Source organism: Microbacterium oxydans (assembly GCF_000956405.1).
Taxonomy (GTDB): Bacteria; Actinomycetota; Actinomycetes; order Actinomycetales; family Microbacteriaceae; genus Microbacterium; species Microbacterium oxydans_C.
In genome coordinates this window covers 309,130-334,361 of record NZ_JYIV01000028.1, presented here as the reverse complement: position 1 = coordinate 334,361, position 25,232 = coordinate 309,130, and the positions used below count along the sequence as shown (strand labels likewise).

At 69.1% G+C, this 25,232-nt stretch carries 27 protein-coding genes; 8 read left to right on the top strand and 19 right to left on the bottom strand.

Annotated features, from left to right (window positions below):
• The first annotated feature begins 22 nt into the window (after window positions 1-22).
• From aceA to RN51_RS14205, 3 genes are all read left to right on the top strand, one after another.
• Window positions 23-1,348: an isocitrate lyase gene (aceA, locus tag RN51_RS14215; RefSeq protein WP_045264669.1), complete on the top strand. Its 1,326-nt coding sequence runs from the start codon at window positions 23-25 to the stop codon at window positions 1,346-1,348.
• Window positions 1,349-1,490: 142 nt separating this feature from the next.
• Window positions 1,491-3,152: a malate synthase A gene (aceB, locus tag RN51_RS14210; RefSeq protein ID WP_045264668.1), complete on the top strand. Its 1,662-nt coding sequence runs from the start codon at window positions 1,491-1,493 to the stop codon at window positions 3,150-3,152.
• Window positions 3,153-3,246: 94 nt separating this feature from the next.
• Complete coding sequence (locus tag RN51_RS14205; protein ID WP_045264667.1) at window positions 3,247-3,678, top strand: hypothetical protein; 432 nt, start codon at window positions 3,247-3,249, stop codon at window positions 3,676-3,678.
• A 13-nt stretch (window positions 3,679-3,691) separates the two neighbouring features.
• Here the strand turns inward: RN51_RS14205 and RN51_RS14200 are convergent, their stop codons facing one another.
• Entirely contained in the window at window positions 3,692-4,210 is a 519-nt protein-coding gene (locus RN51_RS14200; protein ID WP_082066604.1) for an Lrp/AsnC family transcriptional regulator, read from the bottom strand.
• Window positions 4,211-4,314: 104 nt separating this feature from the next.
• Between RN51_RS14200 and ald the strand changes: the two genes are divergently transcribed.
• The 3 genes from ald to RN51_RS14185 all read left to right on the top strand — a co-directional run bounded on the left by ald (window position 4,315) and on the right by RN51_RS14185 (window position 7,253).
• Window positions 4,315-5,409, top strand: a complete 1,095-nt coding sequence (gene ald / locus RN51_RS14195) for an alanine dehydrogenase (RefSeq protein WP_045264665.1) — start codon at window positions 4,315-4,317, stop codon at window positions 5,407-5,409.
• An 81-nt stretch (window positions 5,410-5,490) separates the two neighbouring features.
• Window positions 5,491-6,690 (top strand): pyridoxal phosphate-dependent aminotransferase, encoded by a 1,200-nt coding sequence (locus RN51_RS14190; protein WP_045264664.1) that lies wholly within the window; start codon window positions 5,491-5,493, stop codon window positions 6,688-6,690.
• Between the two features lie 161 nt (window positions 6,691-6,851).
• Window positions 6,852-7,253: a hypothetical protein gene (locus tag RN51_RS14185; RefSeq protein WP_156149190.1), complete on the top strand. Its 402-nt coding sequence runs from the start codon at window positions 6,852-6,854 to the stop codon at window positions 7,251-7,253.
• Here RN51_RS14185 and RN51_RS14180 read toward each other — a convergent pair.
• From RN51_RS14180 to RN51_RS14120, 13 genes are all read right to left on the bottom strand, one after another.
• The gene (locus tag RN51_RS14180) at window positions 7,211-7,612 is read right to left on the bottom strand and encodes a VOC family protein (protein ID WP_045264662.1); all 402 of its coding nucleotides are present in this window, start codon (window positions 7,610-7,612) and stop codon (window positions 7,211-7,213) included. The two genes, RN51_RS14185 and RN51_RS14180, sit on opposite strands and share 43 nt — an antisense overlap.
• Before the next feature lie 78 nt (window positions 7,613-7,690).
• Window positions 7,691-8,824, bottom strand: coding sequence for a UDP-N-acetylmuramate dehydrogenase (locus RN51_RS14175; protein WP_045264661.1), 1,134 nt, complete (start codon window positions 8,822-8,824; stop codon window positions 7,691-7,693).
• 13 nt (window positions 8,825-8,837) lie between these two features.
• On the bottom strand, window positions 8,838-9,236 hold the full coding sequence (locus RN51_RS14170; protein ID WP_045264660.1) for a MaoC/PaaZ C-terminal domain-containing protein: 399 nt from the start codon (window positions 9,234-9,236) through the stop codon (window positions 8,838-8,840).
• Window positions 9,236-9,706 carry an FAS1-like dehydratase domain-containing protein gene (locus RN51_RS14165; RefSeq protein WP_045264659.1) on the bottom strand — a complete coding sequence of 157 codons (471 nt, stop codon included), beginning with the start codon at window positions 9,704-9,706 and terminating at the stop codon, window positions 9,236-9,238. The genes RN51_RS14170 and RN51_RS14165 overlap by 1 nt, the downstream gene beginning before the upstream one ends.
• Window positions 9,707-9,766: 60 nt before the next feature.
• Window positions 9,767-10,969 carry a glycerate kinase gene (locus RN51_RS14160; protein WP_045264754.1) on the bottom strand — a complete coding sequence of 401 codons (1,203 nt, stop codon included), beginning with the start codon at window positions 10,967-10,969 and terminating at the stop codon, window positions 9,767-9,769.
• A gap of 116 nt (window positions 10,970-11,085) precedes the next feature.
• Window positions 11,086-12,663 (bottom strand): SLC13 family permease, encoded by a 1,578-nt coding sequence (locus RN51_RS14155; protein WP_082066603.1) that lies wholly within the window; start codon window positions 12,661-12,663, stop codon window positions 11,086-11,088.
• Window positions 12,660-13,319, bottom strand: coding sequence for a response regulator transcription factor (locus RN51_RS14150; RefSeq protein ID WP_045264658.1), 660 nt, complete (start codon window positions 13,317-13,319; stop codon window positions 12,660-12,662). Before RN51_RS14150 ends, RN51_RS14155 begins: the two co-directional genes overlap by 4 nt.
• Window position 13,320: 1 nt before the next feature.
• Window positions 13,321-14,895: a sensor histidine kinase gene (locus RN51_RS14145; RefSeq protein ID WP_082066608.1), complete on the bottom strand. Its 1,575-nt coding sequence runs from the start codon at window positions 14,893-14,895 to the stop codon at window positions 13,321-13,323.
• Window positions 14,888-15,190, bottom strand: coding sequence for a hypothetical protein (locus tag RN51_RS14140; protein ID WP_045264751.1), 303 nt, complete (start codon window positions 15,188-15,190; stop codon window positions 14,888-14,890). The genes RN51_RS14145 and RN51_RS14140 overlap by 8 nt, the downstream gene beginning before the upstream one ends.
• A 71-nt stretch (window positions 15,191-15,261) precedes the next feature.
• On the bottom strand, window positions 15,262-16,059 hold the full coding sequence (locus tag RN51_RS14135; protein ID WP_045264657.1) for a sulfite exporter TauE/SafE family protein: 798 nt from the start codon (window positions 16,057-16,059) through the stop codon (window positions 15,262-15,264).
• 50 nt (window positions 16,060-16,109) lie between these two features.
• Window positions 16,110-17,657 (bottom strand): tripartite tricarboxylate transporter permease, encoded by a 1,548-nt coding sequence (locus RN51_RS14130; protein WP_045264656.1) that lies wholly within the window; start codon window positions 17,655-17,657, stop codon window positions 16,110-16,112.
• Window positions 17,657-18,226, bottom strand: coding sequence for a tripartite tricarboxylate transporter TctB family protein (locus tag RN51_RS14125; RefSeq protein WP_231579308.1), 570 nt, complete (start codon window positions 18,224-18,226; stop codon window positions 17,657-17,659). Before RN51_RS14125 ends, RN51_RS14130 begins: the two co-directional genes overlap by 1 nt.
• 1 nt (window position 18,227) lies before the next feature.
• Complete coding sequence (locus tag RN51_RS14120) at window positions 18,228-19,247, bottom strand: Bug family tripartite tricarboxylate transporter substrate binding protein (RefSeq protein ID WP_045264655.1); 1,020 nt, start codon at window positions 19,245-19,247, stop codon at window positions 18,228-18,230.
• Window positions 19,248-19,410: 163 nt separating this feature from the next.
• Here RN51_RS14120 and RN51_RS14115 point away from each other — a divergent pair, with 163 nt between their 5' ends.
• Both RN51_RS14115 and RN51_RS14110 read left to right on the top strand, forming a co-directional pair.
• Window positions 19,411-20,625, top strand: coding sequence for a PAS domain-containing protein (locus RN51_RS14115; protein WP_045264654.1), 1,215 nt, complete (start codon window positions 19,411-19,413; stop codon window positions 20,623-20,625).
• 101 nt (window positions 20,626-20,726) lie between these two features.
• Window positions 20,727-22,301: an AMP-binding protein gene (locus tag RN51_RS14110; RefSeq protein WP_045264653.1), complete on the top strand. Its 1,575-nt coding sequence runs from the start codon at window positions 20,727-20,729 to the stop codon at window positions 22,299-22,301.
• A gap of 67 nt (window positions 22,302-22,368) precedes the next feature.
• Here RN51_RS14110 and rplQ read toward each other — a convergent pair whose 3' ends face one another.
• The 5 genes from rplQ to rpmJ all read right to left on the bottom strand — a co-directional run bounded on the left by rplQ (window position 22,369) and on the right by rpmJ (window position 25,183).
• Complete coding sequence (rplQ, locus tag RN51_RS14105) at window positions 22,369-22,926, bottom strand: 50S ribosomal protein L17 (RefSeq protein ID WP_045264652.1); 558 nt, start codon at window positions 22,924-22,926, stop codon at window positions 22,369-22,371.
• A gap of 33 nt (window positions 22,927-22,959) precedes the next feature.
• Window positions 22,960-23,949 (bottom strand): DNA-directed RNA polymerase subunit alpha, encoded by a 990-nt coding sequence (locus RN51_RS14100; RefSeq protein ID WP_021201111.1) that lies wholly within the window; start codon window positions 23,947-23,949, stop codon window positions 22,960-22,962.
• A 134-nt stretch (window positions 23,950-24,083) separates the two neighbouring features.
• Window positions 24,084-24,482: a 30S ribosomal protein S11 gene (rpsK, locus tag RN51_RS14095; RefSeq protein WP_017829189.1), complete on the bottom strand. Its 399-nt coding sequence runs from the start codon at window positions 24,480-24,482 to the stop codon at window positions 24,084-24,086.
• 31 nt (window positions 24,483-24,513) lie between these two features.
• Complete coding sequence (gene rpsM, locus RN51_RS14090; protein ID WP_017201568.1) at window positions 24,514-24,888, bottom strand: 30S ribosomal protein S13; 375 nt, start codon at window positions 24,886-24,888, stop codon at window positions 24,514-24,516.
• Between the two features lie 178 nt (window positions 24,889-25,066).
• On the bottom strand, window positions 25,067-25,183 hold the full coding sequence (rpmJ, locus tag RN51_RS14085; RefSeq protein ID WP_005050492.1) for a 50S ribosomal protein L36: 117 nt from the start codon (window positions 25,181-25,183) through the stop codon (window positions 25,067-25,069).
• Window positions 25,184-25,232 lie beyond the last annotated feature (49 nt).

The following is a 25,232-nucleotide window of genomic DNA, read 5'->3' as shown; positions in this document are numbered from 1 at the left end:
CCGGATCCACCAAGGAGACACCATGACGAACACCGCCAACACCCCGACGCCCCGCCCCGCCGGTCCGCGAGCCGGCGACCAGGTTCAGACGGCCGCCGAGCTCCAGGAGATCTGGGACACCGACCCCCGGTGGGACGGCGTCGAGCGCACCTACACGGCCGAAGACGTCATCCGCATCCGCGGTTCGGTCCGCGAGGACGCCACCCTCGCGCACCGCGGTGCCGAGAACCTCTGGAACCTCCTGCACACGGAGGACTACGTCCGCGCACTCGGCGCCTACACCGGCGGCCAGGCCGTCCAGCAGGTGCGCGCGGGCCTCAAGGCCATCTACCTCTCCGGCTGGCAGGTCGCCGCCGACGGCAACCTCGCCGGACAGACCTACCCCGACCAGTCGCTCTATCCCGCGAACTCGGTGCCGGCGGTCGTGCGCCGCATCAACAACGCCCTGCTGCGTCAGGACCAGCTGGAGCACGCCGAGGGCGAGACCACGCAGGACTGGCTCGCGCCCATCGTCGCCGACGCCGAGGCCGGATTCGGCGGACCGCTGAACGCCTACGAGCTCGCCCAGTCGCTCATCCAGTCCGGTGCCGCCGGCATCCACTGGGAGGACCAGCTGGCCAGCGAGAAGAAGTGCGGCCACCTCGGCGGCAAGGTGCTCGTGCCCACCCAGCAGCACATCCGCACGCTGAACGCGGCCCGCCTCGCGGCTGACGTCGCCGGGGTTCCCACCGTCATCATCGCCCGCACCGATGCCCTCGCCGCCGACCTGCTCACCAGCGACGTCGACGAGCGCGACCAGCAGTTCACCACCGGCGAGCGCACCACCGAGGGGTTCTACCGGATCACCCCCGGCCTGGAATCGGTCATCAGCCGCGGCCTCGCCTTCGCCCCTTACGCCGACCTGCTGTGGGTCGAGACAGGAGAGCCGGACATCGCGCTGGCGCGGGAGTTCGCCGCGGCGATCCACGCGCAGTTCCCCGGTAAGCTCCTGGCCTACAACTGCTCGCCGAGCTTCAACTGGAAGCGCCACCTGTCGGACGCCGAGATCGCGACGTTCCAGCAGGAGCTGGCAGACCTGGGCTACAAGTTCCAGTTCATCACGCTGGCCGGGTTCCACGCCCTGAACCACTCCATGTTCGACCTCGCCCGCGGCTACGCCGACCGCGCCATGAGCGCCTACGTCGAGCTGCAGGAGGCCGAGTTCGCCGCCGAGGCCGACGGCTACACCGCCACCAAGCACCAGCGCGAGGCGGGCACCGGCTACTTCGACGTCATCTCCACCGCGCTCAACCCCGACAGCGCGACGCTCGCCCTCGCCGGCTCCACCGAAGCCGCGCAGTTCCACTGATCCCACTTCTTCGTCCCCACCCCTTCGACACCCATCGGCGGCGTCGAGACCCACCGCCGCGATCGCCTGCAGCGATGGGTCTCGACGACCACCATAGGTCTCGACGGGGCTGAGGGGACCACCACGCAAAGGACTTCAGATCATGACCACTCCCACCAGCACGGCTCCGATCCAGACGACCCAGCAGGGGCCGGCGATCGAGGTCACCGGCCCCATCCGCGATCGCTACGACGAGATCCTCACCCCCGAGACGATCGCCTTCCTCACCGAGCTGCACCACCGGTTCGCGTCTCGCCGTCACGACCGGCTCGCCGACCGGATGCGGCGCCGATTCGAGATCGGCAACGGGCACGACCCGAAGTTCCGCGACGACACGGCCCACATCCGTGAGGACCGGGACTGGCGGGTCGCCGGCGCAGGACCCGGCCTCGAGGACCGCCGCGTGGAGATCACCGGACCGACCGACCCGAAGATGACCATCAACGCGCTCAACTCCGGTGCCCGCGTCTGGCTCGCCGATCAGGAGGACGCCACGAGTCCCACCTGGAAGAACGTCATCGAGGGCCAGCTCTCCCTCAAGGACGCGATCCGCGGCGAGCTCTCGTTCACCTCCCCCGCCTCTGAATCCGGACCCGGCAAGGAGTACCGCGTCACCGCGGAGCGCACCCCCACGATCGTGATGCGCCCCCGTGGCTGGCACCTGCCCGAGAAGCACATCGCCTTCATCGACCGGGCCGGCCGCCGCACCTCGGCATCCGGATCACTGGTCGACTTCGGTCTCTACTTCCTGCACAACGCGCAGGCGCTGATCGAGGCCGGACGAGGCCCGTACTTCTACATCGCGAAGCTGGAGTCGAGCGAAGAGGCGAAGCTGTGGGATGACGTCTTCTCGTTCAGCGAGGAGTACATCGGCATCCCGCACGGCACCATCCGCGCGACCGTGCTGATCGAGACCCTGCCTGCGGCGTTCGAGATGGACGAGATCCTGTACGAGCTGCGCGACCACTGCGCGGGCCTGAATGCCGGGCGCTGGGACTACATCTTCTCCATCATCAAGAACTACCGCGGCCGCGGGGCGCGCTTCGTGCTCCCCGACCGCAGCGAGGTCACGATGACGGTCCCGTTCATGCGGGCGTACACCGAGCTGCTCGTGCAGACGTGCCACAAGCGCGGAGCCTTCGCCATCGGCGGCATGAGCGCGTTCATCCCGAACCGTCGCGACCCCGAGGTGACGGCGCGCGCGGTCGAGAAGGTATCGGCCGACAAGAAGCGCGAGGCCGGCGACGGCTTCGACGGCACCTGGGTCGCGCACCCCGACCTGATCCCGACGGCGCAGGCCGAGTTCGACGCCGTGCTCGGAGAACGCCCGAACCAGGTCGACCGTCAGCGCGACGACGTGCACGTGGAGGCGCGCGACCTGCTCGACCTGCACATCGGCCGTCCGATCACCGCCCAGGGCGTGCGGGACAACGTGTCGGTCGCCATCCGCTACCTGGAGGCCTGGCTGCGCGGGCTCGGCGCCGTGGCGATCGACAACCTCATGGAGGATGCAGCGACCGCGGAGATCAGCCGCTCGCAGGTGTGGCAGTGGATCCACCAGGACCGCACCACGCAGGACGGCACCCCCATCACGGCGGAGTACATCGAGGGACTGATCGACCAGGTGCTCGCACAGGCCACCCGCAGCCACGGCGACCGCTACGACGACGCCGCCGAGATCTTCCGGGAGGTGGCCCTGCAGGAGGAGTTCCCGACCTTCCTCACCCTGGGCGCCTACAGCCGGTACCTCATCGACGAGGACTGAACACGACAGGAGGAGTCCCGGGCGGCAGGCAGCTGCGGCCCGGGACTCCTCCGCGTCCGGAGCCGGGCTCGGCACGCGGGCGTAGCCTGGAGGCATGACCGACGTCTGGGCGGACATCGCCACCGAGTTCCTGCACTTCTACCCGCGAGGCCGGCGGCTGCTCGCGGTGGCCGGGGCGGACGCCGAGCGCTCACGACAGGCAGCCGACGAACTCGCCACCGCTCTGACGGCGTCGGGACAGCAGGTCGTGCGCGAACACTCCGCAGAGGGCGCCGAGACCGAGCTCCGCGGAGCGGTCACCGCGTTCCGCGAGGGTCCGAAGAGCGACGACATCCTGCTCTTCTCCGGTCCAGCGGCCCTGATCGGCGAGCGCACCAGGGGCATGTGGAACTACGCACTGTGGCAGCTGGCGGGCGACGAGCCACCCCACACCGTGGCCGGCTCGATCGTCGACGTGACCGATCCGGCCCATCCGAAGAGACGCTTCGCCGATTACTGCGCGCTACCCGCGTCCTACGGAGCCTGAGCACGCCCGGGCATCACCGGAAGGACGCGGCCACCGAGTTGCGGTGATAGTCGAACACGATGCTCGTCCGCGTGGAGGCGACGCTGCTCTGCGCCGACAGGTGCTCCAGAACGAACTCGCGCATCTCGGACGAGTCGGCCACGGCGATGTGCAGCAGGAAGTCGTCGTCTCCGCCGAGGAAGAACACCTGGATGACTTGGGGCAGCACACGCACGCGGTCCGCGAACTCCACGATGCTCTCCCTCCGCCCACTCGGCCGCAGGGTCACGCCGATCACGGCCTGCAGCCCGGCGCCGAGCTTCCGTTCGTCCACGCTCGCGTGGAACCCCGTGATCACACCCCGATCCACCAGGGAACGCAGGCGCGTGTGCGCCGTCGACGGTGCGACTCCGAGTCGTCCGGCGAGCTCGGCGTTGGTCATGCGTCCGTCCGCCGTGAGCAGCTGCACGATCTTCGCGTCGATCGCATCGAGGGCGGGCGCCCGAACGGTATTCGGCTCCGGGGCCTCCGATGTCGTCTCCATACGAAGCATTATTCAGGAATTCCCGCGCGGACGAATCATCTTCACGGATTCTGTTGTTCTGTCGATGTTTCTGCGATCCTGAGTGCCGAACCGCATCGAACCCTGGAGGATCAATGAAGATCGGCGTCCCCACCGAGGTCAAGAACAACGAGAACCGCGTCGCGTTGACGCCCGCCGGTGCCGACCGCCTCGTGCACGAGGGTCACCGGGTGCTCGTGCAGTCCGGCGCAGGAGTCGGTTCGCGCATCACCGACGACGACTACCGCGCGGCCGGTGCCGAGATCGTCGCGACCGCTGCCGACGCATGGGGCGGAGCCGACCTCGTCATCAAGGTGAAGGAACCGATCGCCCAGGAGTACGGCTTCCTGCGCGATGACCTCACCCTCTTCACCTACCTCCACCTGGCCGCCGACCGCGCGCTCACGACCGCCCTCGCCGACGCGGGGACCACGGCCGTGGCGTACGAGACCGTGCAGCTCCCCGACCGCAGCCTGCCGCTGCTCGTGCCGATGAGCGAGATCGCCGGGCGCCTCTCGGTCACCATGGGCTCGTACTCGCTGCTGCGGTCGCAGGGCGGTCGCGGCATGCTGCTCGGCGGGATCGCAGGAACGCCTCGAGCCAAGACCGTCGTGATCGGCGGAGGCGTCGCGGGCGAGCACGCCGCGGCGAACGCGCTCGGCCTCGGCTCGAAGGTCACCGTGATCGATGTCTCCCTGCCCCGCCTGCGCGAGCTCGAGCACCGTTACGGCGGAGCTCTGGAGACGCGGGCATCGAGTCGCTACGACATCGCCGAGGAGCTGAAGACCGCCGACCTGGTGATCGGATCGGTGCTGATCCCCGGCGCCGCCGCTCCCAAGCTCGTCACCGACGACATGGTCGCCGCGATGAAGCCGGGCTCGGTGCTCGTCGACATCGCGATCGACCAGGGCGGATGCTTCGAGGGCTCGCGACCGACCACCCACGACGACCCCACGTTCGCCGTGCACGACTCGATCTACTACTGCGTCGCCAACATGCCGGGCGCGGTGCCGGAGACGGCGACCCGCGCGCTGACCAACGCGACCCTCCCCTATGTCTCGGCGATCGCCGGCAAGGGCTGGGAGCGCGCGGCGTCCGAGGACGCGGCGCTCGCGAAGGGCCTGAACGTGCAGGGCGGGCGCATCACACTCCCGGCCGTCGCCCAAGCTCACGGACTCACGACCGACTGACCTTCCGAACCCGAAAGAACTCCGGATCTTGGCGGCATCCCACACCTCTCCTGCCGCGCCGACCCGAGTACGCTCGTAATCGTGACCGAACGCGCTTCCCTCTCCCGCAAGCTGTCCGCCATCGCCGAGTCCGCGACCCTCAAGGTCGACGCCAAGGCCAAGGCCCTCAAGGCCGAAGGCAAGGACGTCATCTCGTATGCTGCCGGCGAGCCCGACTTCGCGACGCCGCAGTTCATCGTCGATGCTGCGGCCGAGGCTCTGGCCGACCCGGCGAGCTACCGGTACACGCCCGCTCCCGGCCTCCCGGCGCTGCGCGAGGCGATCGCGGCGAAGACCCTCCGCGACTCCGGCCTCGAGGTCTCCCCGAGCCAGGTCATCGTCACCAACGGCGGCAAGCAGTCGGTCTACCAGGCTTTCCAGGCCGTGGTGAACCCGGGCGACGAGGTGCTGCTGCCCGCGCCGTACTGGACCACCTACCCCGAGGCCATCCGCCTCGCCGACGGCACCCCCGTCGAGGTCTTCGCCGGCGCCGACCAGGAGTACAAGGTCACGGTCGAGCAGCTCGAGGCGGCGCGCACCGCACGCACCACCGCACTCGTGTTCGTCTCCCCGTCGAACCCCACCGGCTCCGTCTACACGGCCGAGGAGACCAAGGCCATCGGCGAGTGGGCGCTCGAGCACGGCATCTGGATCATCAGCGACGAGATCTACCAGAACCTCACGTACGAGGGTGTAAAGGCCACCTCGATCGTCGAGGCCGTCCCCGAGGTCGCCGGCCAGACGATCCTGGTCAACGGCGTCGCGAAGACCTACGCGATGACCGGCTGGCGCGTGGGCTGGATGGTCGGTCCGGCCGACGCCATCAAGATCGCAGGCAACCTGCAGTCACACCTCACCAGCAACGTGAACAACGTCGCCCAGAAGGCCGCGATCGCCGCTCTCACCGGGCCGCAGGACGAGGCCGAGCAGATGCGACGGGCCTTCGACCGCCGCCGCCAGCTCATCGTCTCGGAGCTGTCGAAGATCGACGGACTTGTGGTCCCGAACCCGCTCGGCGCGTTCTACGTCTACCCCGACGTGCAGGGGCTGCTCGGTCGCAGCTGGGGCGGTGTGACTCCGACCACGTCGCTCGAGCTCGCCGACCTCATCCTCGACCAGGCCGAGGTCGCGGTCGTCCCGGGTGAGGCCTTCGGTCCCTCCGGCTACATCCGCATGTCGTACGCACTGGGCGACGAGCAGCTGCTCGAGGGCGTGCAGCGCCTGCAGCGTCTGTTCGCCTGAGTCGGCACGCCCGCCGAGACCCATCGCGCTCGCCGAGACCCACTCCTCCAGTCGCTTGCGGGCGTGGGTCTCGGCGGCGCCGATGGGTCTCGACGCTTGTGAGGGGTGAGGGGGGATACTGGAGACATGGGGACAGAAAGCAGGGGGGTGAGGGGATGCCGGTGACTCTGCGGGTGGCCTTCGCCATCCTGATCACGGTGACCGTGCTGGTCTTCTTCGCCGCCCTCGTGGTCGCGCCCTTCCTCTGGTTCTGGGGAGGAGAGTGGCGAGCGCTGCTCAGTGTGCTCCCCTTCGTACCGGTGGCCGTCTACGCGACCATCACCGTGCTCGTCGCGAGACGAAAGCCCTGGGCCCGATACGCGACCGTGCTGTTCCCGCTCCCGCTCGCGCTCTACGTCCCGGCGGCGACGGGCACCACGTGGGAGTTCCCGGTCGGCCTCGCGGCCCTCGTCCTCACCACCACGGCGGTCGTGTTGATCTTCCTGCCCTCGTCTCGCCCCTACTTCGGCAGTGGGACACCTCAGTCCTCGGGGTGGAAGCCGATCAGCCAGCGCACGCCGTAGCGGTCGACGAGCGTGCCGTCGAAGTCTCCCCACGGGCGCTTCTGCAGCGCATCGATGACCCGTCCGTCTGCCGCCAGCTGGTCGTACCAGTCGGTGAGGGTCAGGGCGTCGGCCGTGCCGAGGAGCGAGAGGAACATGCCGCTCATCTGCACCGCGTCGTCATCCGCACCCGCATCCGCTCCGGCGAGCTCGACCGGCCCACTCAGCTGTCCGTGCGCGATCGCGTCGCCGGGACCGTCGTGGCGTCCTGCCGTGGCATAGTCGAGCAGCTGGAGCTCACCGCCGAACACCGATCGATAGTGACGCAGCGCCTCTGCAGCATTGCCGGGGAACAACAGGTACGGGATCAGTCCGCTCATGCCGCGAGTGTAGCCGCGACCGCCGACGTGCCGTACGGATCGACGCGTCTGAACCTCGACGCCTCAGAGCTCGACGCCTCAGAGCTCGACGCCGACGAGGACGGGCTCCGGCTGCAGCACGAGACCGAACTCGGCGTGCACCCTGCTCTGGATGAAGCGGGCGAGCTCGGCGACCTCGCCCGCCGTCGCACCGCCACGGTTGGTCAGTGCGAGCGCGTGCTTCGTCGACACCGATGCGCGGGAGTGCGGCAGCTTGAACCCCTTGCGGATACCTGCCTGCTCGATGAGCCACGCCGCACTCACCTTGACGTCGGAGACGATCGCCGGCTTCGACAGTGGCACCTGTCCGTCGTAGGCCGCGAGCGGGATGACGGTCACCGTATCCAGGTCGGGGGCGACCGGCCAGCGCGGGCACTCGGGCGGCAGTGCTGCGGCGACGGTCGCCGTCACGATCGCGTTCTGGAAGAACGAGCCGACGCCGTGGGTGTCCGGGTCGTCCGCATCGAGCAGCATGCCCTTCGAGGCCCGGGTCGCCAGGATGCGCTCTCGCACCCAGCCCAGCGGAACCGGGGTGTCGTCCGTGAGGCCGAGGGCCCGACGCAGCTGCTCGCCGCGCACCACGCGCTCACCCGCGACGAAGAGGTCGACGGTCACCGAGAGGATCACGGCACGGCGCTGCGGCACGCTGCCGTGATGATGCTTGAGCACCGAGGTGCGGAACCCCAACCCGAGTTCCGCAGCGGGAACGGTCGAGATCTCACCCGTGGCCTCGTCGATCAGTTCGACCTCGACCAGCGTCTCCTGGATCTCCTGGCCGTACGCGCCGATGTTCTGCACGGGCGCCGCGCCGACGGTGCCGGGGATCCCGCTCATCGCCTCGAGGCCCGCGTAGCCGTGCTCCACGGCGTAGGCGACGAAGTCGTCCCAGCCGTGTCCCGCCTGCGCGCGCAGACGGATGCGACCCGCGTGCGGGGACGGCAGCTCTTCGATGCCCTCGGTGCGCACGCGGATGACCGTGCCCTCGAACGGCTCGTCGCCCACGAAGAGGTTGGATCCGCCACCGAGGACGAACCACTCGTCGCCGCGCGCCCAGGTCTCACGCAGAGCCTCGACCAGTCCGGCGGTCGTCGTCGCCTCGAACATCCGCTCCGGCGCCGCGCCCGTGCGCAGTGTGGTCAGCTCCGCGAGCCGGACCGCCTCGATCTCCCGCATCAGACCGTCCTCATCAGACGGCGACGCGCAGCTGCGCCTTGACGAGCACGGTGGTCTCGCCGAACGTGACCTTGAGGTCGATGCGGGCGACCTCGTCGTCGACAGCGCCGACCGTGGCCACGACGGTGACATCGGCGCCATCGGCCGGGTCGACCACGACAGGCTTGGTGAAGCGCACGCCGTAGTCGAGGATGCGCGTCTGCGGCGCGAGCGCGGCGACCACGACCGACGAGGCGATGCCCATCGTGAGCATGCCGTGCGCGAGCACGCCGGGGAGCCCGACGGAGGCCGCCACGTCGTCGCGGTAGTGGATGGGGTTGAAGTCCCCGGACGCTCCCGCGTAGCGGACGAGCGACTCGCGGGTGAGGTGCACGGTGCGCTCGGCGACCACGTCTCCGACGGTGTAGCCCATCAGGCGGCCCCCTCTTCCTCGGCGCTCGGCTCGGCGCCGACGAGCAGCACACTGGTGGCGGTCACGACGTGGGCTCCCGCCGGGTCGGTGATCTCGGCCTCGCTGGTGATCATCGCGTTCCCGCCCATCATGCGGATGCCGGTGACCCGCAGCTGTGCGGTGAGCTCATCTCCCGCGACGATCGGACGCGTGTAGGTGAAGCGCTGCTCTGCGTGGATGGTGCGCTCGAGCGCGATGCCGGAGTCCTCCTGACCCAGCAGCTGCTGAAGCGTGAGGTCTTGGATGACCATCGCGAACGTCGGCGGCGCCACGACGTCGGAGAAGCCGGCAGCACGAGCCGCCTCGACGTCGGTGTGCTGCGGGGCGTCGGCGAAGACCGCGCGAGCGAACTCGCGCACCTTCTCGCGACCGACGAGGTACGGGGCCGTCGGCGGGAACTCCCGGCCGACCAGTTCTTGGTTCACTGCCACTCCTCGATCCTACCGAGGCCGCGCCGTTCCTCAGGCCCGCAGCCGGCGCGGGGGCACGCTTCAGGCAGCCCGCGCCGACATCGCCGATCCGAGCAGAACCATCCGCATGCTGCGCTCTGCGGCGTCTCGCAGCAGCGCTTCGCCCTGTTCCACCGCCTGTTCGAGGGGCATCGGCACGGTGAGGATCGAGGCGATCGCGTCGATGCCGATGTCGTGCACGGTCGGAGCCCCGACACCCAGAGACCCGGCGATTCCGAGCACGGGGACGCCGGCGACGCGGGCGCGCATGGCGATCTCAGCCGGCACCTTGCCGCGCGGAGTCTGGAAGTCGATGGCGCCCTCCGCGGTGATGACCAGGTCCGCCGCAGCCATCAATCCGTCGATCGGCTCCGGCATCAGGTCGCTGTCGAGCAGCACCTCGAAGCGCGGAGCGAGACGGGCGCCGAGCACCGCGGCCAACCCGGCCCCGAGACCGCCCGATGCGCCAGTGCCTCCCCCGGTGCGCACATCCATCGCGGCACCGAACGGACTCTGCTCCTCCAGGAGGGCTGCCCAGATGTCGAGCCCCTCGGCCAGCTGCTCCACCTGTTCCGGTGTCGCCCCCTTCTGCGGTCCGAACACCCTGGCCACGCCACGAGGTCCGCACAGCACGTTGTGAATGTTGCACGCCAGCACGATCTCGACCTCGCCGATGCGCGGATGAAGGCCTGCCAGATCGAGGTGGACAGCCTCCCGGAGGTGCCGACCGCCCGCAGCCAACGGCTCGCCCGTTCGATCGAGGATGCGCACCCCGAGGGCTTCGAGCGCCCCCGCGCCGCCATCGCTCGTCCCCGAGTCACCGCAGCCGACGACGATCCGCTCGGCACCCGAGTCCAACGCAGCCGCGATCAGCTCGCCGACGCCGTGGGTCGTGGTCGCACCGGGGTCGCGGCGGTCGCGCGGCACGAGGCGCAACCCCGCGGCGGACGCCATCTCGACCACGGCGGTTCCCGACCCGCGCCCTCCGAGTCGCGCCCACTGCGCGTCGACCGCGTCGCCGACGGGCCCCGTCACCCGGGTGGCGATGAGCTCGCCGCCCGTCGCCGCGGCGAGCGCGGCAGCCGTTCCTTCCCCGCCGTCCGGCACCGGATACTCGTCCACCTGCACGCCGGGGATGACCCGACGCACACCGGCGGCGATCGCCTGGGCAACGGCCTCGGCGCTCAGGCTCTCCTTGAATCCGCTGGGTGCGACCAGGATGCGCTGCGGGATGTGGATGGACATGGTTCCTCCTTCTGCGCCCGAACGGGCGACGAGCGCCCGGTGTGCGGGCACGACGAGCACCGGTGCACCGGCGGCGCACGCGGAGTGAAGCGGGTGGGTGAACGGGACGCTGCGGGTCAGAGCAGCAGCGGCAGCCCCATCGACGGCCACACCCAGAGGGCGAACACCGCGACGAGGACGAACATCGCGGGAGCCAGCACCACCGAGAGGCGGCGCAGATCCGGCGGACTGAAACCGCCGCTGACGACGTCGGGGTCAGCGAACATCGCGACGGGCTTCGCCGAACTGGGAAGCGTGTGGCAGAAGCCGGCAGCCGCTGTCGAGGCGAAGGCTGCAGCCATCGGTGAGACCCCGAGGGCGGGAGCGAGCGCGACCACGACGGGGATGATCGCCGCGGAACGGGCCGACCGCGAGGGGATCAGCAGATGCGCCGCCGTCGAGATCGCGATGACGACGAGCACGAAGGCCACGGCGCCGGCAGAGCCGAGTCCACGCAGCGGTGCGAGCGCGGACGAGCTCAGCCACGCGGCAGCACCCGTGGTGGTGAGCGCGGACGCCAGCGCGAGGGTGGCCGCGAGGAACAGCAGCAGCGACCACGGCACACGCTTGATCGCGGCGGGGAACGTCAGGCAGCCGATCCCCGGCGTCACGGCGGCGACGGCCCCGAGGAGCGCGACCAGGGCGGGCGACAGGTGGTGCAGCGGCTCGGTGGCCCAGAGCAGGATCACCGCACCCAGCAGCAGGGCTGCGCGTCGCTCCGGAGTGCTGAGCGGCCCGGTCACTGCCGTCGAGGCGGAGCGGCCGATCTCCGCCGTGCTCAGTCGGAGACGTGTGGCGCGGTCCTCCCTCCGGGTGAAGCGCCAGAGGATGATCTCGCACGCCAGGTGCGACGACACCACGGCGAGCGGCAGTCCGAGCCAGAGCCAGCTCGAGAAGGTGAAGCCCTCCTCGCCCGCAGCGCGCAGCAGCTGATCGGTGACGATGTGTGCTCCGGCCCCGAGCAGCGAGCCGACGGCCGACAGCAGCACCACGGTCGGCATCAGGAGGGCGAGCGCACGGATCACCCTGTCGCGTCCGGGAAGCGCGGTGGCGACCGCGGTGTGCACGGGGACGGCGAGCGCCGCCCGCCCTGACGTCGCCGGCACGGCGAAAGCGGTGAGCGTGAGCGCGACCGTCATGAGGTGGAACAGGCTCCGTGGACCCCGCGCGAATCGCAGCAGGTGGGCGGCGCCACGCAGGGCGAGCCCCGAGGTGGCCACTGCGGAGGCGATCACGAACGCCCCGATGAGCAGCCAGATCGTCTCGTCGCCGAGCGAGGCGAAGAAGTCGCGTGCCGGCAGCACTCCCGTGACGATGAGGGCGATCGCCGCGAGGAAGGCGACGAGCGTGTCGTCCAGGCGCGTCGAGGTCCATGCCCATACGGCGAGCAGGAAGACCGCGAGCGTCACGGCGACCGGCAGGGTGGGCGCGCCGCTCCCCGACGATCGGGTCAGCGCGGCCAGGAGCATCCCGCCCCCGGCCGTCAGCACGAGCCCGAGCGCGACCAGGCGGAGCACACCCGCGCGCCCCAGCCGCCATCCCACGGATCGGCGTCCGACGGGCAGCGGGCGGCGCTCGGGCGGCACCGTCGCGAAGCGCGCCCGCTCGACCGCTGTCTTCCCCACGGGCGACGTGCTCTCGGAACGAGTGTTCATCGGAATCGGTATCCCGCCCCGCGCACGGTCTCGATACGTTCGACGCCGATCTTGCCGCGCAGCGCCCGCACGTACACGTCGACCACGTTGGAGGCCGGATCGAAGTCCATCCCCCAGACGTGACCGATCAGCTGGTCGCGCGAGAGCACCTGACCGGCGTTCTGCAGGAACACCTCGAGCAGCGCGAACTCACGCGAGGTGAGCTCGCGCATGTCGCCGTCGACCGTGACGGTACGGGCCCGCACATCGACCCGCACATCGCCGTGAGTGAGCACCGGACCAGCAGTCCGCCCCTCGCCGTCGCCGATCCGCAACCGCACACGCGCGATGAGTTCAGCGAACTGGAACGGCTTGGTGACATAGTCGTTCGCTCCGCTCTCCAGGCCGCGCACGGTGTCGATGACGGAATCGCGGGCGGTGAGGATGATCACCGGCGTGGTGACACCCTCGCCGCGCAGGTTCGCGAGCACGTCGAAGCCGTCCATGCCCCCGAGGCCGATGTCGAGCAGCACCAGGTCGAACGTGCCGCTGCGCGCCATCAGCAAGGCGGTGTGCCCGTCCGCGGCCTCGGCTGTCTCGTAGCCGGCTGCACGCAGACCCCGCCGCACGAACGAGGTGATGTGCGGGTCGTCTTCGGCGATCAGGATGCTGCGCATCTCACTCGCTCCTCTCTGACGCGGACTGCGGTGGCACGGTGGTCGAGGCGGTGGTTGGCGCAGGGAGATCGATCCCGAAAGCGGCGCCCTCCCCGACGACGCTGTCGACCCAGGCCGAGCCGTCGTGGCCGTCGGTGATCGCCCGCACGATCGCGAGACCGAGGCCCGAGCCGCGGCGTGCGCCGGAACTGTCTCCGCGGGCGAAACGCTCGAAGATGCGCTCGGCGTCGGCCGCTGCGACTCCGGGGCCGCTGTCGCGCACCCACAGCCGCAATCGGCGTTCCCCGCCCTGGCCGTCGAAGCGCGAGCCGATCAGGATGCGGTCGCCCTGTTCCGTGACCTGCACCGCGTTCGCCGCGAGCTGCAGCACGGCCTGGGTGACCCGCTGCGGGTCGAGAGGCGCTGTGCCTTCGGCCACTTCCATGAGCTGCCAGCGGCGATCACCGAGGTTCTGCGCCTTGGCCTCGATGTCGAGGGTGAGGGCGGCGACGTCGCACTCCGCGATCCGCACGAAGTCGGGCTGCTCGGCGCGGGCGAGGACGAGCAGGTCGGTGACGATGCGGCTCATCCGATCGAGCTCGTCGCTCACGAGTCGCAGGGTCGCCGCCCGCTCCTCCGGATCCTCGCTCAAGAGCTCCAACTGCCCGCGCACGATCGTGATCGGCGTGCGCAGCTCGTGGCCCGCGTCGTCGACGAAGCGCTGCTGCGTGGCGTGCACGGCTTCGAGGCGGTCGAGCATCTGATTGAAGGTGGCGGCCACGGCGGCGATGTCGTCCGTCCCCTCGACCGGCACCCGCGCAGAGAGATCGTGCTCCCCGATGTCGCGGGCGACGCGGTAGACCTCACGCACGGGAGCGAGGATCTGACCGGCCACGAGCCAGGCGACGCCCGAGCTGAGCACGATGCCGATCAACGCGACCCACGCGATCGTGGTGAACCCGGCATCGACCTGGGATCGTGCTTCCTGCGTGTACTGCACGATCAGGACGGCACCCGCGCGGTCCCCTGCGGTGAACTCCAGTCGCCCCCAGCGCAGGGGTCCCACGTCCCGCGTCTCCATCGCGCCGGAGGTCGCCGACTGGCCGAGCAGACCGGTCACGAGCGCTTCTCCCCCTGGCACGGCGGAGAGCGTGCCCGGATCGGTCGCCTCCACCCGTCCGTTCGCGACAGCGACCACCTCGTCGCCGACGGATGCGACGACGACCTCGTTCTCGTGCACGGACTGCCGGGCGACGTACTCGCTGACCAGTTCCTCCGGTGTGGTGTGACCGCTGACGGCGGCGTCCTCCGCGAAACGGGCGAACTCCGCAGCCTCCTGTTCGATCTCCGCGTTGGCCGACTGCTCGACGCCAGCGAGGAAGATGCTGCGACCGATCATGCCGACCGCGAGCAGCGTGATCGCGGTGCTGAGGATGATCCACAGGGTGATCCGCCAGCGCGCGGGCAGCGTGCGACGGCGCAGCGTCCGCAGCGGTGCACCGGCCGACCCGGAGACGTGAGGGATCGGTCGCGCATTCCGCGGCGCCGCGGAGCCGGGGCCCTCGAGGTCGAGGGGCAGCGTGGGCGCATCAGTCATCGTCGCCGCCGTCGTCGTCATCGTCGTCACCTGCGGGCGGCGCCGGCGGTGCGGGAGCAGGGGCCGGAGCAGGGGCGGGAGCAGGCGGAGGGGCAGGCGCAGGAGCGGGTACGACCGGAGCAGGTGCGGGCGCAGGTTCCTCGCTCGGCACCGGCGGTGCCAGCTGCACCGTGACGGGCTCGGAGGGGATCTGCGGCGATGGCGGCATCTGGACCAGCACGACGCCTCCGACCGCGAAGGCGACGGGGATCGCGATCAGCGCGCCGGTGACGAGGAGGCGTCGTGGGGTGGACATGACCCCATGATGCCGGTCGATCATGATGCCCAGATGAGCCGTGGATGAGGATCCTTTCATCCACGCGCCGGTCAGGCGCGCTTGCGCCCTCTGATCGCCTTCATGGCCATCTGCACCGCGATCACGACGAGGTATGCCGCGAACAGCATGTTGCCCAGGGTGGGGTCGACGATCGTCGCCAGCCAGGCCCCGAGAGCGGTCGTCGTGCAGGCGGAGACTCCGATCAGCAGGGCGGCCAGCAGATCGACGTTTCGATTGCGGACGTTTCCCACGGTGCCCGAGATCGCCGTGGGGATCATCATGAGCAGCGAGGTGCCTTTGGCCACCAGATCGCTCGTGCCGAAGGCCAGCATCAGCACGGGCACCACGATCACTCCACCGCCGACGCCGATCAGTCCGGCGAGGATGCCGGTGCCGATGCCCACCCCGACGAGGGCGATGCCGGTGAGCCAGGTGAGTTCGAAGGCGGCGTCGCGCGACGGGATGACCAGGAAGAGGCTGACGATCACCACGACGAGGAAGCCCACGAAACCCCAGCGCAGCGCCGTCTGCGAGATGCGCGGCAGCAGTCGGGTGCCGATCTGCGCGCCGACCACAGCACCTGCCGCGAGGATGATCGCAGGGATCCAGGCCACCGACCCGGTCGTCGCGTACGAGATCACTCCCACGCTGGCCGTCGGCACGATCGCCGCGAGCGACGTGCCGGCGGCGAGGCGCTGGTCGAAATGCAGCAGGAGCACGAGCAGCGGGACGATGACCGTTCCACCACCCACGCCGAAGAGTCCGGAGAGGAGGCCGGCGAGGAGGCCGATCCCGATGAACGCCGCGTAGGCACGAGGCCCTCGTGCGGGGGCCTGGACATCATTCACCGGATCAGCCTACTCGCGGCCTCCTGCCCCTCCCGAATCCATGTGTCGGATCAGACTTCGGAGTCCGCCTTGATCGGCACGGCGATCGACTCGGTCAGAGCCTGCTCGTAACGGCGCTGACGACGTCGCAGCCACAGTCCCCCGACGATCAGGAGCGCGAGCACCCCGTAGGCGATCGCGGCGAACGGCTGCATGATCAGCGTGCTCAGGTCGCCCTGACTCAGCTGCAGTGCCTTGCGCAGCTGCTCCTCGGCCATCGGCCCGAGGATCATCCCGACCACGAGCGGTGCCACGGGATAACCGTATCTGCGCATGAAGTAGCCGAGAATGCCGACGATCAGCAGGATCACGATGTCCGACGGCGAGCTGTGCAGCGCATACGCACCGAACACCGCGAACAGCAGGATGCCCGCGTACAGGTACGGCCGCGGGATCTGCAGCAGCTTCACCCACATGCCCACGAGCGGCAGGTTGAGCACGATCAGGATCACGTTGCCGATGTAGAGGCTCGCGATGAGCGCCCACACCAGGTTCGACTGGCTCTCGAAAAGCAGCGGCCCCGGCTGGATCCCGTACGACTGGAACGCGGTGAGGATGATCGCCGCGGTCGCCGTGGTCGGCAGGCCCAGGGTGAGCAGGGGTACCAGCACGCCGGCCGCCGCCGCATTGTTGGCTGACTCGGGCCCGGCGACGCCCTCGATCGCTCCGCGCCCGAACTCGTCCTTGTGCTTCGACAGCTTCCGCTCCATCGCATACGACAGGAACGTGGCCACGTCCGCACCACCGGCGGGGATCGTCCCGATCGGGAAACCGATCGCGGTGCCCCGCAACCAGGGCTTCCAGGACCTGCGCCAATCGGACTTCGTCATCCAGGACCGCCACCCGCGGGTGACCGGGATCACGTCGATGCCGCCGTGTCGCAGTCGGGCCGCGATGTAGAACGTCTCACCGACCGCGAACAGCCCGACGGCGACCAGGACGATGTCGACGCCGTCGGAAAGCGCGGGCAGACCCAGCGTGTAGCGCTGCTGACCGGAGAGCCAGTCGGTGCCGACGAGCCCGAGGAACAGGCCGACGCCGAGCGAGAGCATGCCGCGCGAGATCGAGCTGCCGATCAGCGCACCGACCGTGATGAACGCGATCACGATGAGGGCGACATAGTCGGCGGGTCCGAGGTTCACCGCGAACTGCGCGAGCAGCGGAGCGAGGAGGGTCAGCCCGAGGGTCGCCAGCGTGCCGGCGATGAACGACCCGATGGCAGCGGTGGCGAGGGCGGCGGCACCTCGTCCCATCCTGGCCATCTTGTTGCCCTCGATAGCCGTGACGATCGAGGCCGACTCCCCCGGGGTGTTCAGGAGGATGCTCGTGGTCGAGCCGCCGTACATGCCGCCGTAGTAGATGCCCGCGAAGGTGATCAGCGCGGCGGCGGGATCGAGCGTGTAGGTGAGAGGCAGCAGCAGCGCCACCGTCATGGCGGGGCCGATGCCGGGGAGCACGCCGACCGCGGTGCCGACGAAGACCCCGAGGAAGGCGAACGCGAGGTACTCGGGCTGCAGCGCGGTCGCGAAGCCCTCCAGGAGCAGAGTCCAGCTGTCCATCAGAACATCCTTCCGAGCCAGCCGAGGGCGGGGCCCCACGGCAGCGACAGACCGAGCAGACCGCCGAAGACGACCTGGATCACGAGAGCCACGATGATGCCGACGAGGAACGCCATCCACCACCGCTTGGCGGCGAGCGACCACGCCACCCCGCCGAACAGCAGGGCCGCAGCGGGTGCCCATCCGAGGGGTTCGATCAGGAGCAGGTGCGCGACGACGAGGCCGGCCAGCTTGGCGAGGGTGACCCAGTCGGTGGGCAGACTCTCATCGATGTCTTCCGCCTCCTCGGCGCCGCCCCGCTTCCCGCGCAGCACGCCGACGAGCACGGCGACCGCGGAGGCGAGCAGGATCACGGAGACGAAGATCGGGAAGACCGTGGGGCCGGCCTTCATGCCGACGGGGACATGGATCAGGAAGATGCCGACGACGGCGAAGACACCGAGCGCGACCATGATTCCGGCGAACACGAGTTCGCCGATGGGGACGGACGGAGAGCGGCGTGCGAGCCGACCGTCGTGGTCGACCCGCACCCCCCGCTCCCCGGTCCCCGACGATGCGGGGACCGTCATGTCACTGCACCAGACCGATGTTCTTCAGCGTCGCGGTGACCTCTTCGATGTTCCCCGTGACGAACTCGTCGAACTCCTCGCCCACCAGGAACGCGTCGGTCCACCCCTTGGTCTCGAGCTGCTCCGTCCAGGCGTCGGACTCATGCAGTTCGGTGATCACCCGCACGAGCTCGTCCTTCTCGCCGTCGGAGATGCCGCCGGGGGCGATCACGCCGCGCCAGTTGGTGAGCACCACGTCATAGCCCTCTTCGGTGATGGTCGGCACCTCGGGAAGCTGCGACACCGGCTCCTCGCTCGATACCGCCAAGGCCCTGAGCGCGCCGCTCTCGACATGCTGCGCGAACTCGCCCACGCCCGAGATGCCCGCAGCGACCTTGCCGCCGATGAGCAGCGGAACGGCCTCCCCGCCACCGGAGTTCGGGGTGTAGTTGAGCTTCTCCGCGATCTCAGCGCCGTCGAGCCCGGCCTCCTCGAGCATCAGTCCGGCGAGGATGTGGTCGGCGCCACCAGCGGAGCCGCCCGTGATCGTGACGGACTGGCCGTTGTCGACGATGTCCTCCACGAGCTCTTCGAGGGTGTCGTACTTCGAGTCCGCCGGCACCACCACGACGAGCGGCTCGTCGGTGAGCCGGGCGATCGGGGTGGTGTCCTGGATCCGCACCGCCGAGGCGTTGGTCTCGACGGCGCCGACCATGACCAGACCCATCACCATCAGCGTGTTCGGGTCCTTCTCGTTCGCGAGCTGCGCGAGGCCGACGGTGCCGCCTGCACCGCCGACGTTGGTCACGGGAGCTGAGGTCACGAGGTCATCCTGGGTGAGCACCTGCGACAGGGCACGTCCGGTCTGATCCCATCCACCACCGGGGTCCGCCGGCACGACGATCGAGACGTCGGTGATCGCGGCGACCTCGGCTTCCCCTCCCCCGTCGTCGGTCGCTGCGCTGCCTCCGGCGCACGAGGTGAGTGTGAGTGCGGCCACCGCGGCCAGGGCGGTCCACGTTCCGATTCGGGCGTTCTTCATGTGCGCTCCTCCTTGAGCGTTCGTGATGCTGTGGCTCCACCATGGAGGTCGGAGAACACCTGCTCCAGCTTCGGAAACCATTGGTCGGAGTTTCGGAACTATTGGTCGCGAGTGCCTCCAGGCCCCGCTCGCGCCCCAGTCGGGGAGAGGCCAGAATGAGCAGGTGGCCTCGAAGATGACGCTCCGCGTGCAGTTGCTCGTGCTGCAGGCGCTGATCGTGTTCCTGGTGACCCTGGCGACCGGCATCGTGGCCGGAGCGTTCCAGGAGCAGGCGCTGCGTGAGGCCTACAAGGATCGGATGCAGGCCGTCGCGCAATCGGTCGCCGCCCTCCCCACGGTGCACGCGGCCTTCGACGACGTCGAGCCGTCCGCCGTGATCCAGCCGATCGCCGAGGTCATCCGCGAGGCTTCCGATCTCGCCTACGTCGTCGTCGCGAACGAGGAGGGTATCCGCTACTCCCACCCGAACCCCGACCGCATCGGGGAGAAGGTCTCCACCGATCCGTCGATCCCGCTGTCGGGCGAGATCTACGTCGGCACGCAGACCGGCACGCTGGGCACCTCCTGGCGGGTCAAGGTGCCCATCCGCGACGATGAGGGCGACGTGATAGGCACCGCGTCCGTCGGCATCCTCGAATCGGAGCTCAGCGAGGAGTTCTCGTCCAACCTCGTGTGGTTGATCTCCGCCATGCTGGCCGCAGCCGTGCTCGGGGTGTTCGGATCCGCGTGGGTGACCTCGATCATCCGGCGACGCATCTACCGTCTCGAGCCGCATCAGATCGCCGCCCTCGTCAAGAACCAGGAGACCACGCTGCACGGTCTCAGCGAAGGGGTGATCACGGTCGACGACAGCGGACGGATCACACTCGTGAACGACGCCGCCGCCCGCTTCCTGGACCGGGACGCCGCAGATCTCGACGGGGAGCCCGCCGCCGACGTCTTGGGCGAGGAGCTCACGACCGTGCTCCGAGAGGGCGAGTCGGCCGGACGCCCGGTGATCGTGGGGTCGCACGTGCTCGTCGCCCGGAGCACCGGAAGCGATGCGGGCACCGGAGGCATCGGCGCGACGCTGCTGCTGCGCGATCACACCGAGCTGCACGACGTGGTCCGCCGGGTGGAGGCAGCGGATGCGATCATCGCCTTCCGGCAGCGACTGGGCCTGCCCAAGGGTCTCAGCGCGGAGACGCTCGGTCGCGTCTCCGCCGCCCTCGTCGCCCGTCCCGATGCGTCGGCGACCGAGATCGGCGAGGATCTCGACATCTCGCGCGTGAGCGCCCGCCGCTACCTCGAGCACCTCGCCGCGTCCGGCAGCGCGACGCGCTCCCTCGACTACTCGACCAAAGGCCGCCCGAGCACCCGGTATCGCGCCGCCGTCTGACTCTCGGACGCACGCTTCTCCCCTGGGACGCAGTGCCATTATGTGCGACACTGGATCGCATCCGACGACGTCGTCAGCCTGCCCGGATCGAAGGAGATCTCATGGTTCGCAGTACCTATCCCGATGTGGAGATCCCCGAGGTCTCCATCCACCAGTTCCTCTTCGGCGATCTCACCGATGCGGAGCTCGACACCGTCGCGCTCGTCGACGGCATGAGCGGCGCGACCACCACCTATCGTCAACTCGTCGGGCAGATCGATCTGTTCGCCGGCGCTCTCGCGGCGCGGGGCGTGGGTGTCGGAACGACGGTCGGGGTGCTCTGCCCGAACGTCCCCGCCTTCGCGACCGTGTTCCACGGCATCCTCCGCGCAGGGGCGACAGCCACCACGATCAACTCCCTCTACACGGCGGACGAGATCGCGAACCAGCTCACCGACGCCGGTGCGACCTGGCTCGTGACGGTCTCTCCGCTCCTCCCCGGAGCTCAGGCCGCTGCCGAGAAGCTCGGCTTCGACGCCGATCATGTGATCGTGCTCGACGGCGTGGACGGACACCCCTCGCTCGCTGCGCTCCTCGGCGAGGGGCACCCTGCGCCGGACGTGTCCTTCGACCCCTCGACCCACCTCGCCGTCCTCCCCTATTCCTCGGGCACGACCGGGCGGCCGAAGGGTGTGATGCTCACACATCGCAACCTGGTCGCCAACGTGTCGCAGTGTCGCCCCGTGCTCGGCGTCGACGCGAGCGATCGGGTGCTCGCCGTGCTGCCCTTCTTCCACATCTACGGCATGACGGTGCTGCTGAACTTCGCACTGCGACAGCGGGCCGGGCTCGTCACGATGCCGAAGTTCGACCTTCCCGAGTTCCTGCGCATCATCGCCGAGCACCGCACCACCTGGGTGTTCGTCGCTCCCCCGATCGCGGTCGCCCTTGCGAAGCACCCGATCATCGACCAGTACGACCTGTCCTCTGTGAAGGTGGTCTTCTCCGGCGCCGCCCCTCTCGACGGAGCACTGGCATCGGCCGTGGCCACGCGCCTGGGCTGCATCGTCACCCAGGGGTACGGCATGACCGAGACCAGCCCCGCGGTGAACCTCACCTCGGAGACACGCACCGACATCGACCGCTCGAGCATCGGTCCGCTCGTCCCGAACACGGAAGCACGCCTCGTCGACCCCGACTCGGGCGAAGACGTCGCGGTTCCCACGGAGGGTGCGAGCGAGCCCGGTGAGCTGTGCGTGCGCGGACCCCAGGTGATGGTCGGCTACCTCAACCGTCCGGATGCCACGGCGGAGATGCTCGACGCCGATGGCTGGTTGCACACCGGCGATGTGGCCACCGTCACCCACGACGGCATCTACCGGATCGTCGACCGGCTCAAGGAGCTGATCAAGTACAAGGGCTACCAGGTGGCTCCCGCCGTGCTGGAAGCGGTGCTGCTCGAGCACCCCGCCATCGCCGACGCCGCCGTCATCGGCGCCTTCGATGAAGACGGGCAGGAGGTGCCGAAGGCGTTCGTCGTCCGTCAGCCGGGCGCCGACCTCGACGCCGAGGCGGTCATGGCCCACGTCGCCGCACACGTGGCACCGCACGAGAAGGTCCGGCAGGTGGAGTTCATCGATGTGATCCCCAAGTCGAGCTCGGGCAAGATCCTGCGCAAGGATCTGCGCGCGCGCTGACAGGTCGCCGCAACACGAAGAAGCCCGCCACCCCGAGAGGGTGGCGGGCTTCTTCGTGAACGAGTGCTTACTCGGACTTCTTCTCGACGGCGTCCTCGGCGGCAGCCTCGGCTGCTTCGCCTTCGGCCTGCGACTCGGCGCCGGCCTCGACGGTCTCGTCGGCGGGAGCCTCCTCAGCGGGAGCCTCCTCGACGACCTCAGCCGGCTCTTCCGCCTTCTCGGCCTTCGGAGCAGCAGCCTTCTTGGTCGACTTCGCCTTCGGGGTGACGGGCTCGAGGACGAGCTCGATCACGGCCATCGGAGCGTTGTCGCCCTTGCGGTTGCCGACCTTCGTGATGCGGGTGTAGCCACCCTCACGGTCCGCGACGAGCGGCGCGATCTCGGAGAACAGGATGTGCACGACTTCCTTGTCACCGATGACCGACAGCACGCGACGACGCGCGTGCAGGTCGCCACGCTTGGCGAACGTGATCAGTCGCTCGGCGAGCGGACGAAGGCGCTTGGCCTTGGTCTCGGTCGTCTTGATCGACTTGTGGGTGTAGAGCGCCGCCGCGAGGTTGGCAAGCATCAGGCGCTCGTGGGCGGGGCCGCCTCCGAGGCGGGGACCCTTAGTGGGCTTGGGCATAATCGTCTAACTCCTGGTCAGAAAGGTCGGGTATCAGAAGGACTCGTCTTCGCTGCCGCCGTAGAAGTGGGCGCCGTCGAAACCGGGCACCGAATCCTTGAGCGACAGACCGAGCGAGATGAGCTTGTCGCGCACCTCGTCGACCGACTTCTGGCCGAAATTGCGGATGTTCATGAGCTGCGTCTCCGACAGGGCGACGAGCTCGGAAACAGTGTTGATGCCCTCACGCTTCAGGCAGTTGTACGAGCGGACCGACAGGTCGAGGTCCTCGATCGGCATCGACAGCTCGCTGGAGTTCACAGCCTCCACCGGCGCCGGGCCGATCTCGATGCCCTCAGCCTCGACGTTCAGCTCGCGGGCGAGACCGAACAGCTCGGTGAGCGTCTTCGCAGCCGAAGCGACGGCGTCGCGGGGGCTGATCGCCGACTTCGTCTCGACGTCGAGGACGAGCTTGTCGAAGTCGGTGCGCTCCCCGGCACGGGTCGCGTCGACGCGGTAGCTGACCTTGAGGACCGGCGAGTAGATCGAGTCGATCGGGATCTGACCGGCCTCGGCGTACTCGTTACGGTTCTGCGTCGCCGAGACGTAGCCACGGCCACGCTCGATGGTGAGCTCGAGCTCGAACTTCGCGGTGTCGTTCAGCGTCGCGATGACGAGCTCGGGGTTCTGCACCTCGACACCGGCCGGAGCCGAGATGTCAGCGGCGGTGACTTCGCCCGCACCGGTCTTGCGCAGGTACGCGGTGATGGGCTCATCGCGCTCCGACGAGACGACGAGCTGCTTGATGTTGAGGATGATCTCGGTGACATCCTCCTTCACGCCGGGGATGGTGCTGAACTCGTGCAGCACGCCGTCGATGCGAACGCTGGTGACAGCAGCACCGGGGATCGACGACAGCAGGCTGCGGCGCAGCGCGTTGCCGATCGTGTAACCGAAGCCGGGCTCCAGAGGCTCGATGATGAACCGGCTACGGTTCTCGACGATCTTTTCCTCGGTCAGTGTGGGACGCTGTGCAATAAGCACTCTGTGTTCCTTTCGATCACATGCCCGCTATATGACATGTGGTGGGGTGAGGTTTTGAGTTGTGGAAGTCGATGCCCGCACGCGGGCGTCGAGCCGCTCAGACCGCGAAGGGACCGAGCGGCTCGACACGCGAATCAGACGCGGCGACGCTTCGGCGGACGGCAGCCGTTGTGCGCCTGCGGGGTGACGTCCTGGATCGAGCCGACCTCGAGGCCTGCGGCCTGGAGCGAACGGATCGCGGTCTCGCGGCCGGAGCCCGGACCCTTCACGAGGACGTCGACCTTCTTGACGCCGTGCTCCGCAGCCTGACGGGCAGCGGACTCGGCGGCCATGCCGGCGGCGTACGGGGTCGACTTGCGGGAGCCCTTGAAGCCCACGCCACCCGACGATGCCCAGGCGATGACGGCGCCGGACGGGTCGGTGATCGAGACGATCGTGTTGTTGAACGTCGACTTGATGTGGGCCTGGCCCAGCGCGATGTTCTTCTTTTCCTTGCGGCGCGGCTTGCGCGCGGCGGCCTTGGGTGCAGCCATGAAAGTGTTCTCCTAGTCCCTGGGGCCGCGCTTAGCGGGCCTTCTTCTTGCCTGCGACGGTGCGCTTCGGGCCCTTGCGGGTACGGGCGTTGGTCTTGGTGCGCTGACCACGGACCGGGAGACCACGACGGTGGCGGATGCCCTCGTAGGAGCCGATCTCGACCTTGCGGCGGATGTCTGCTGCAACCTCGCGGCGAAGGTCACCCTCCACCTTGTAGTTGCCTTCGATGTGGTCGCGGAGGGCGATCAGCTGGTCGTCGCTGAGGTCCTTCACGCGGATGCTCTCGTCGATGTCCGTCGCCTTGAGGATCTCGACCGAGCGGGTACGGCCGACGCCGTAGATGTAGGTAAGGGCGATCACCACGCGCTTGTCGCGCGGGATGTCAACGCCGGCAAGACGTGCCATGCGGTTCTCCTGGGTGTTGTGGAGGTGTGGAACAGGATCGGTGCCCGGGCCTCCGCCCCGAGGTGTCCCCCGCATGCGCGGGTTCTGATCCTGCCGTTGTGTTTTCAGTTATGAGATGTGCGTGAGCGATGCCGCGCAGCGCGGGCCCGTCGATCAGACCGGCGGGCCCGCCGGGGACTCAGCCCTGGCGCTGCTTGTGACGCGGGTTGCTCTTGCAGATCACCATGACGCGACCGTGACGGCGGATCACCTTGCAGTGATCGCAGATGGGCTTGACGCTGGGGTTGACCTTCATGATGTTTCCTGTTCGCTGTCTTCGTACCGCCCCCGGCAGGGGCAGGCCG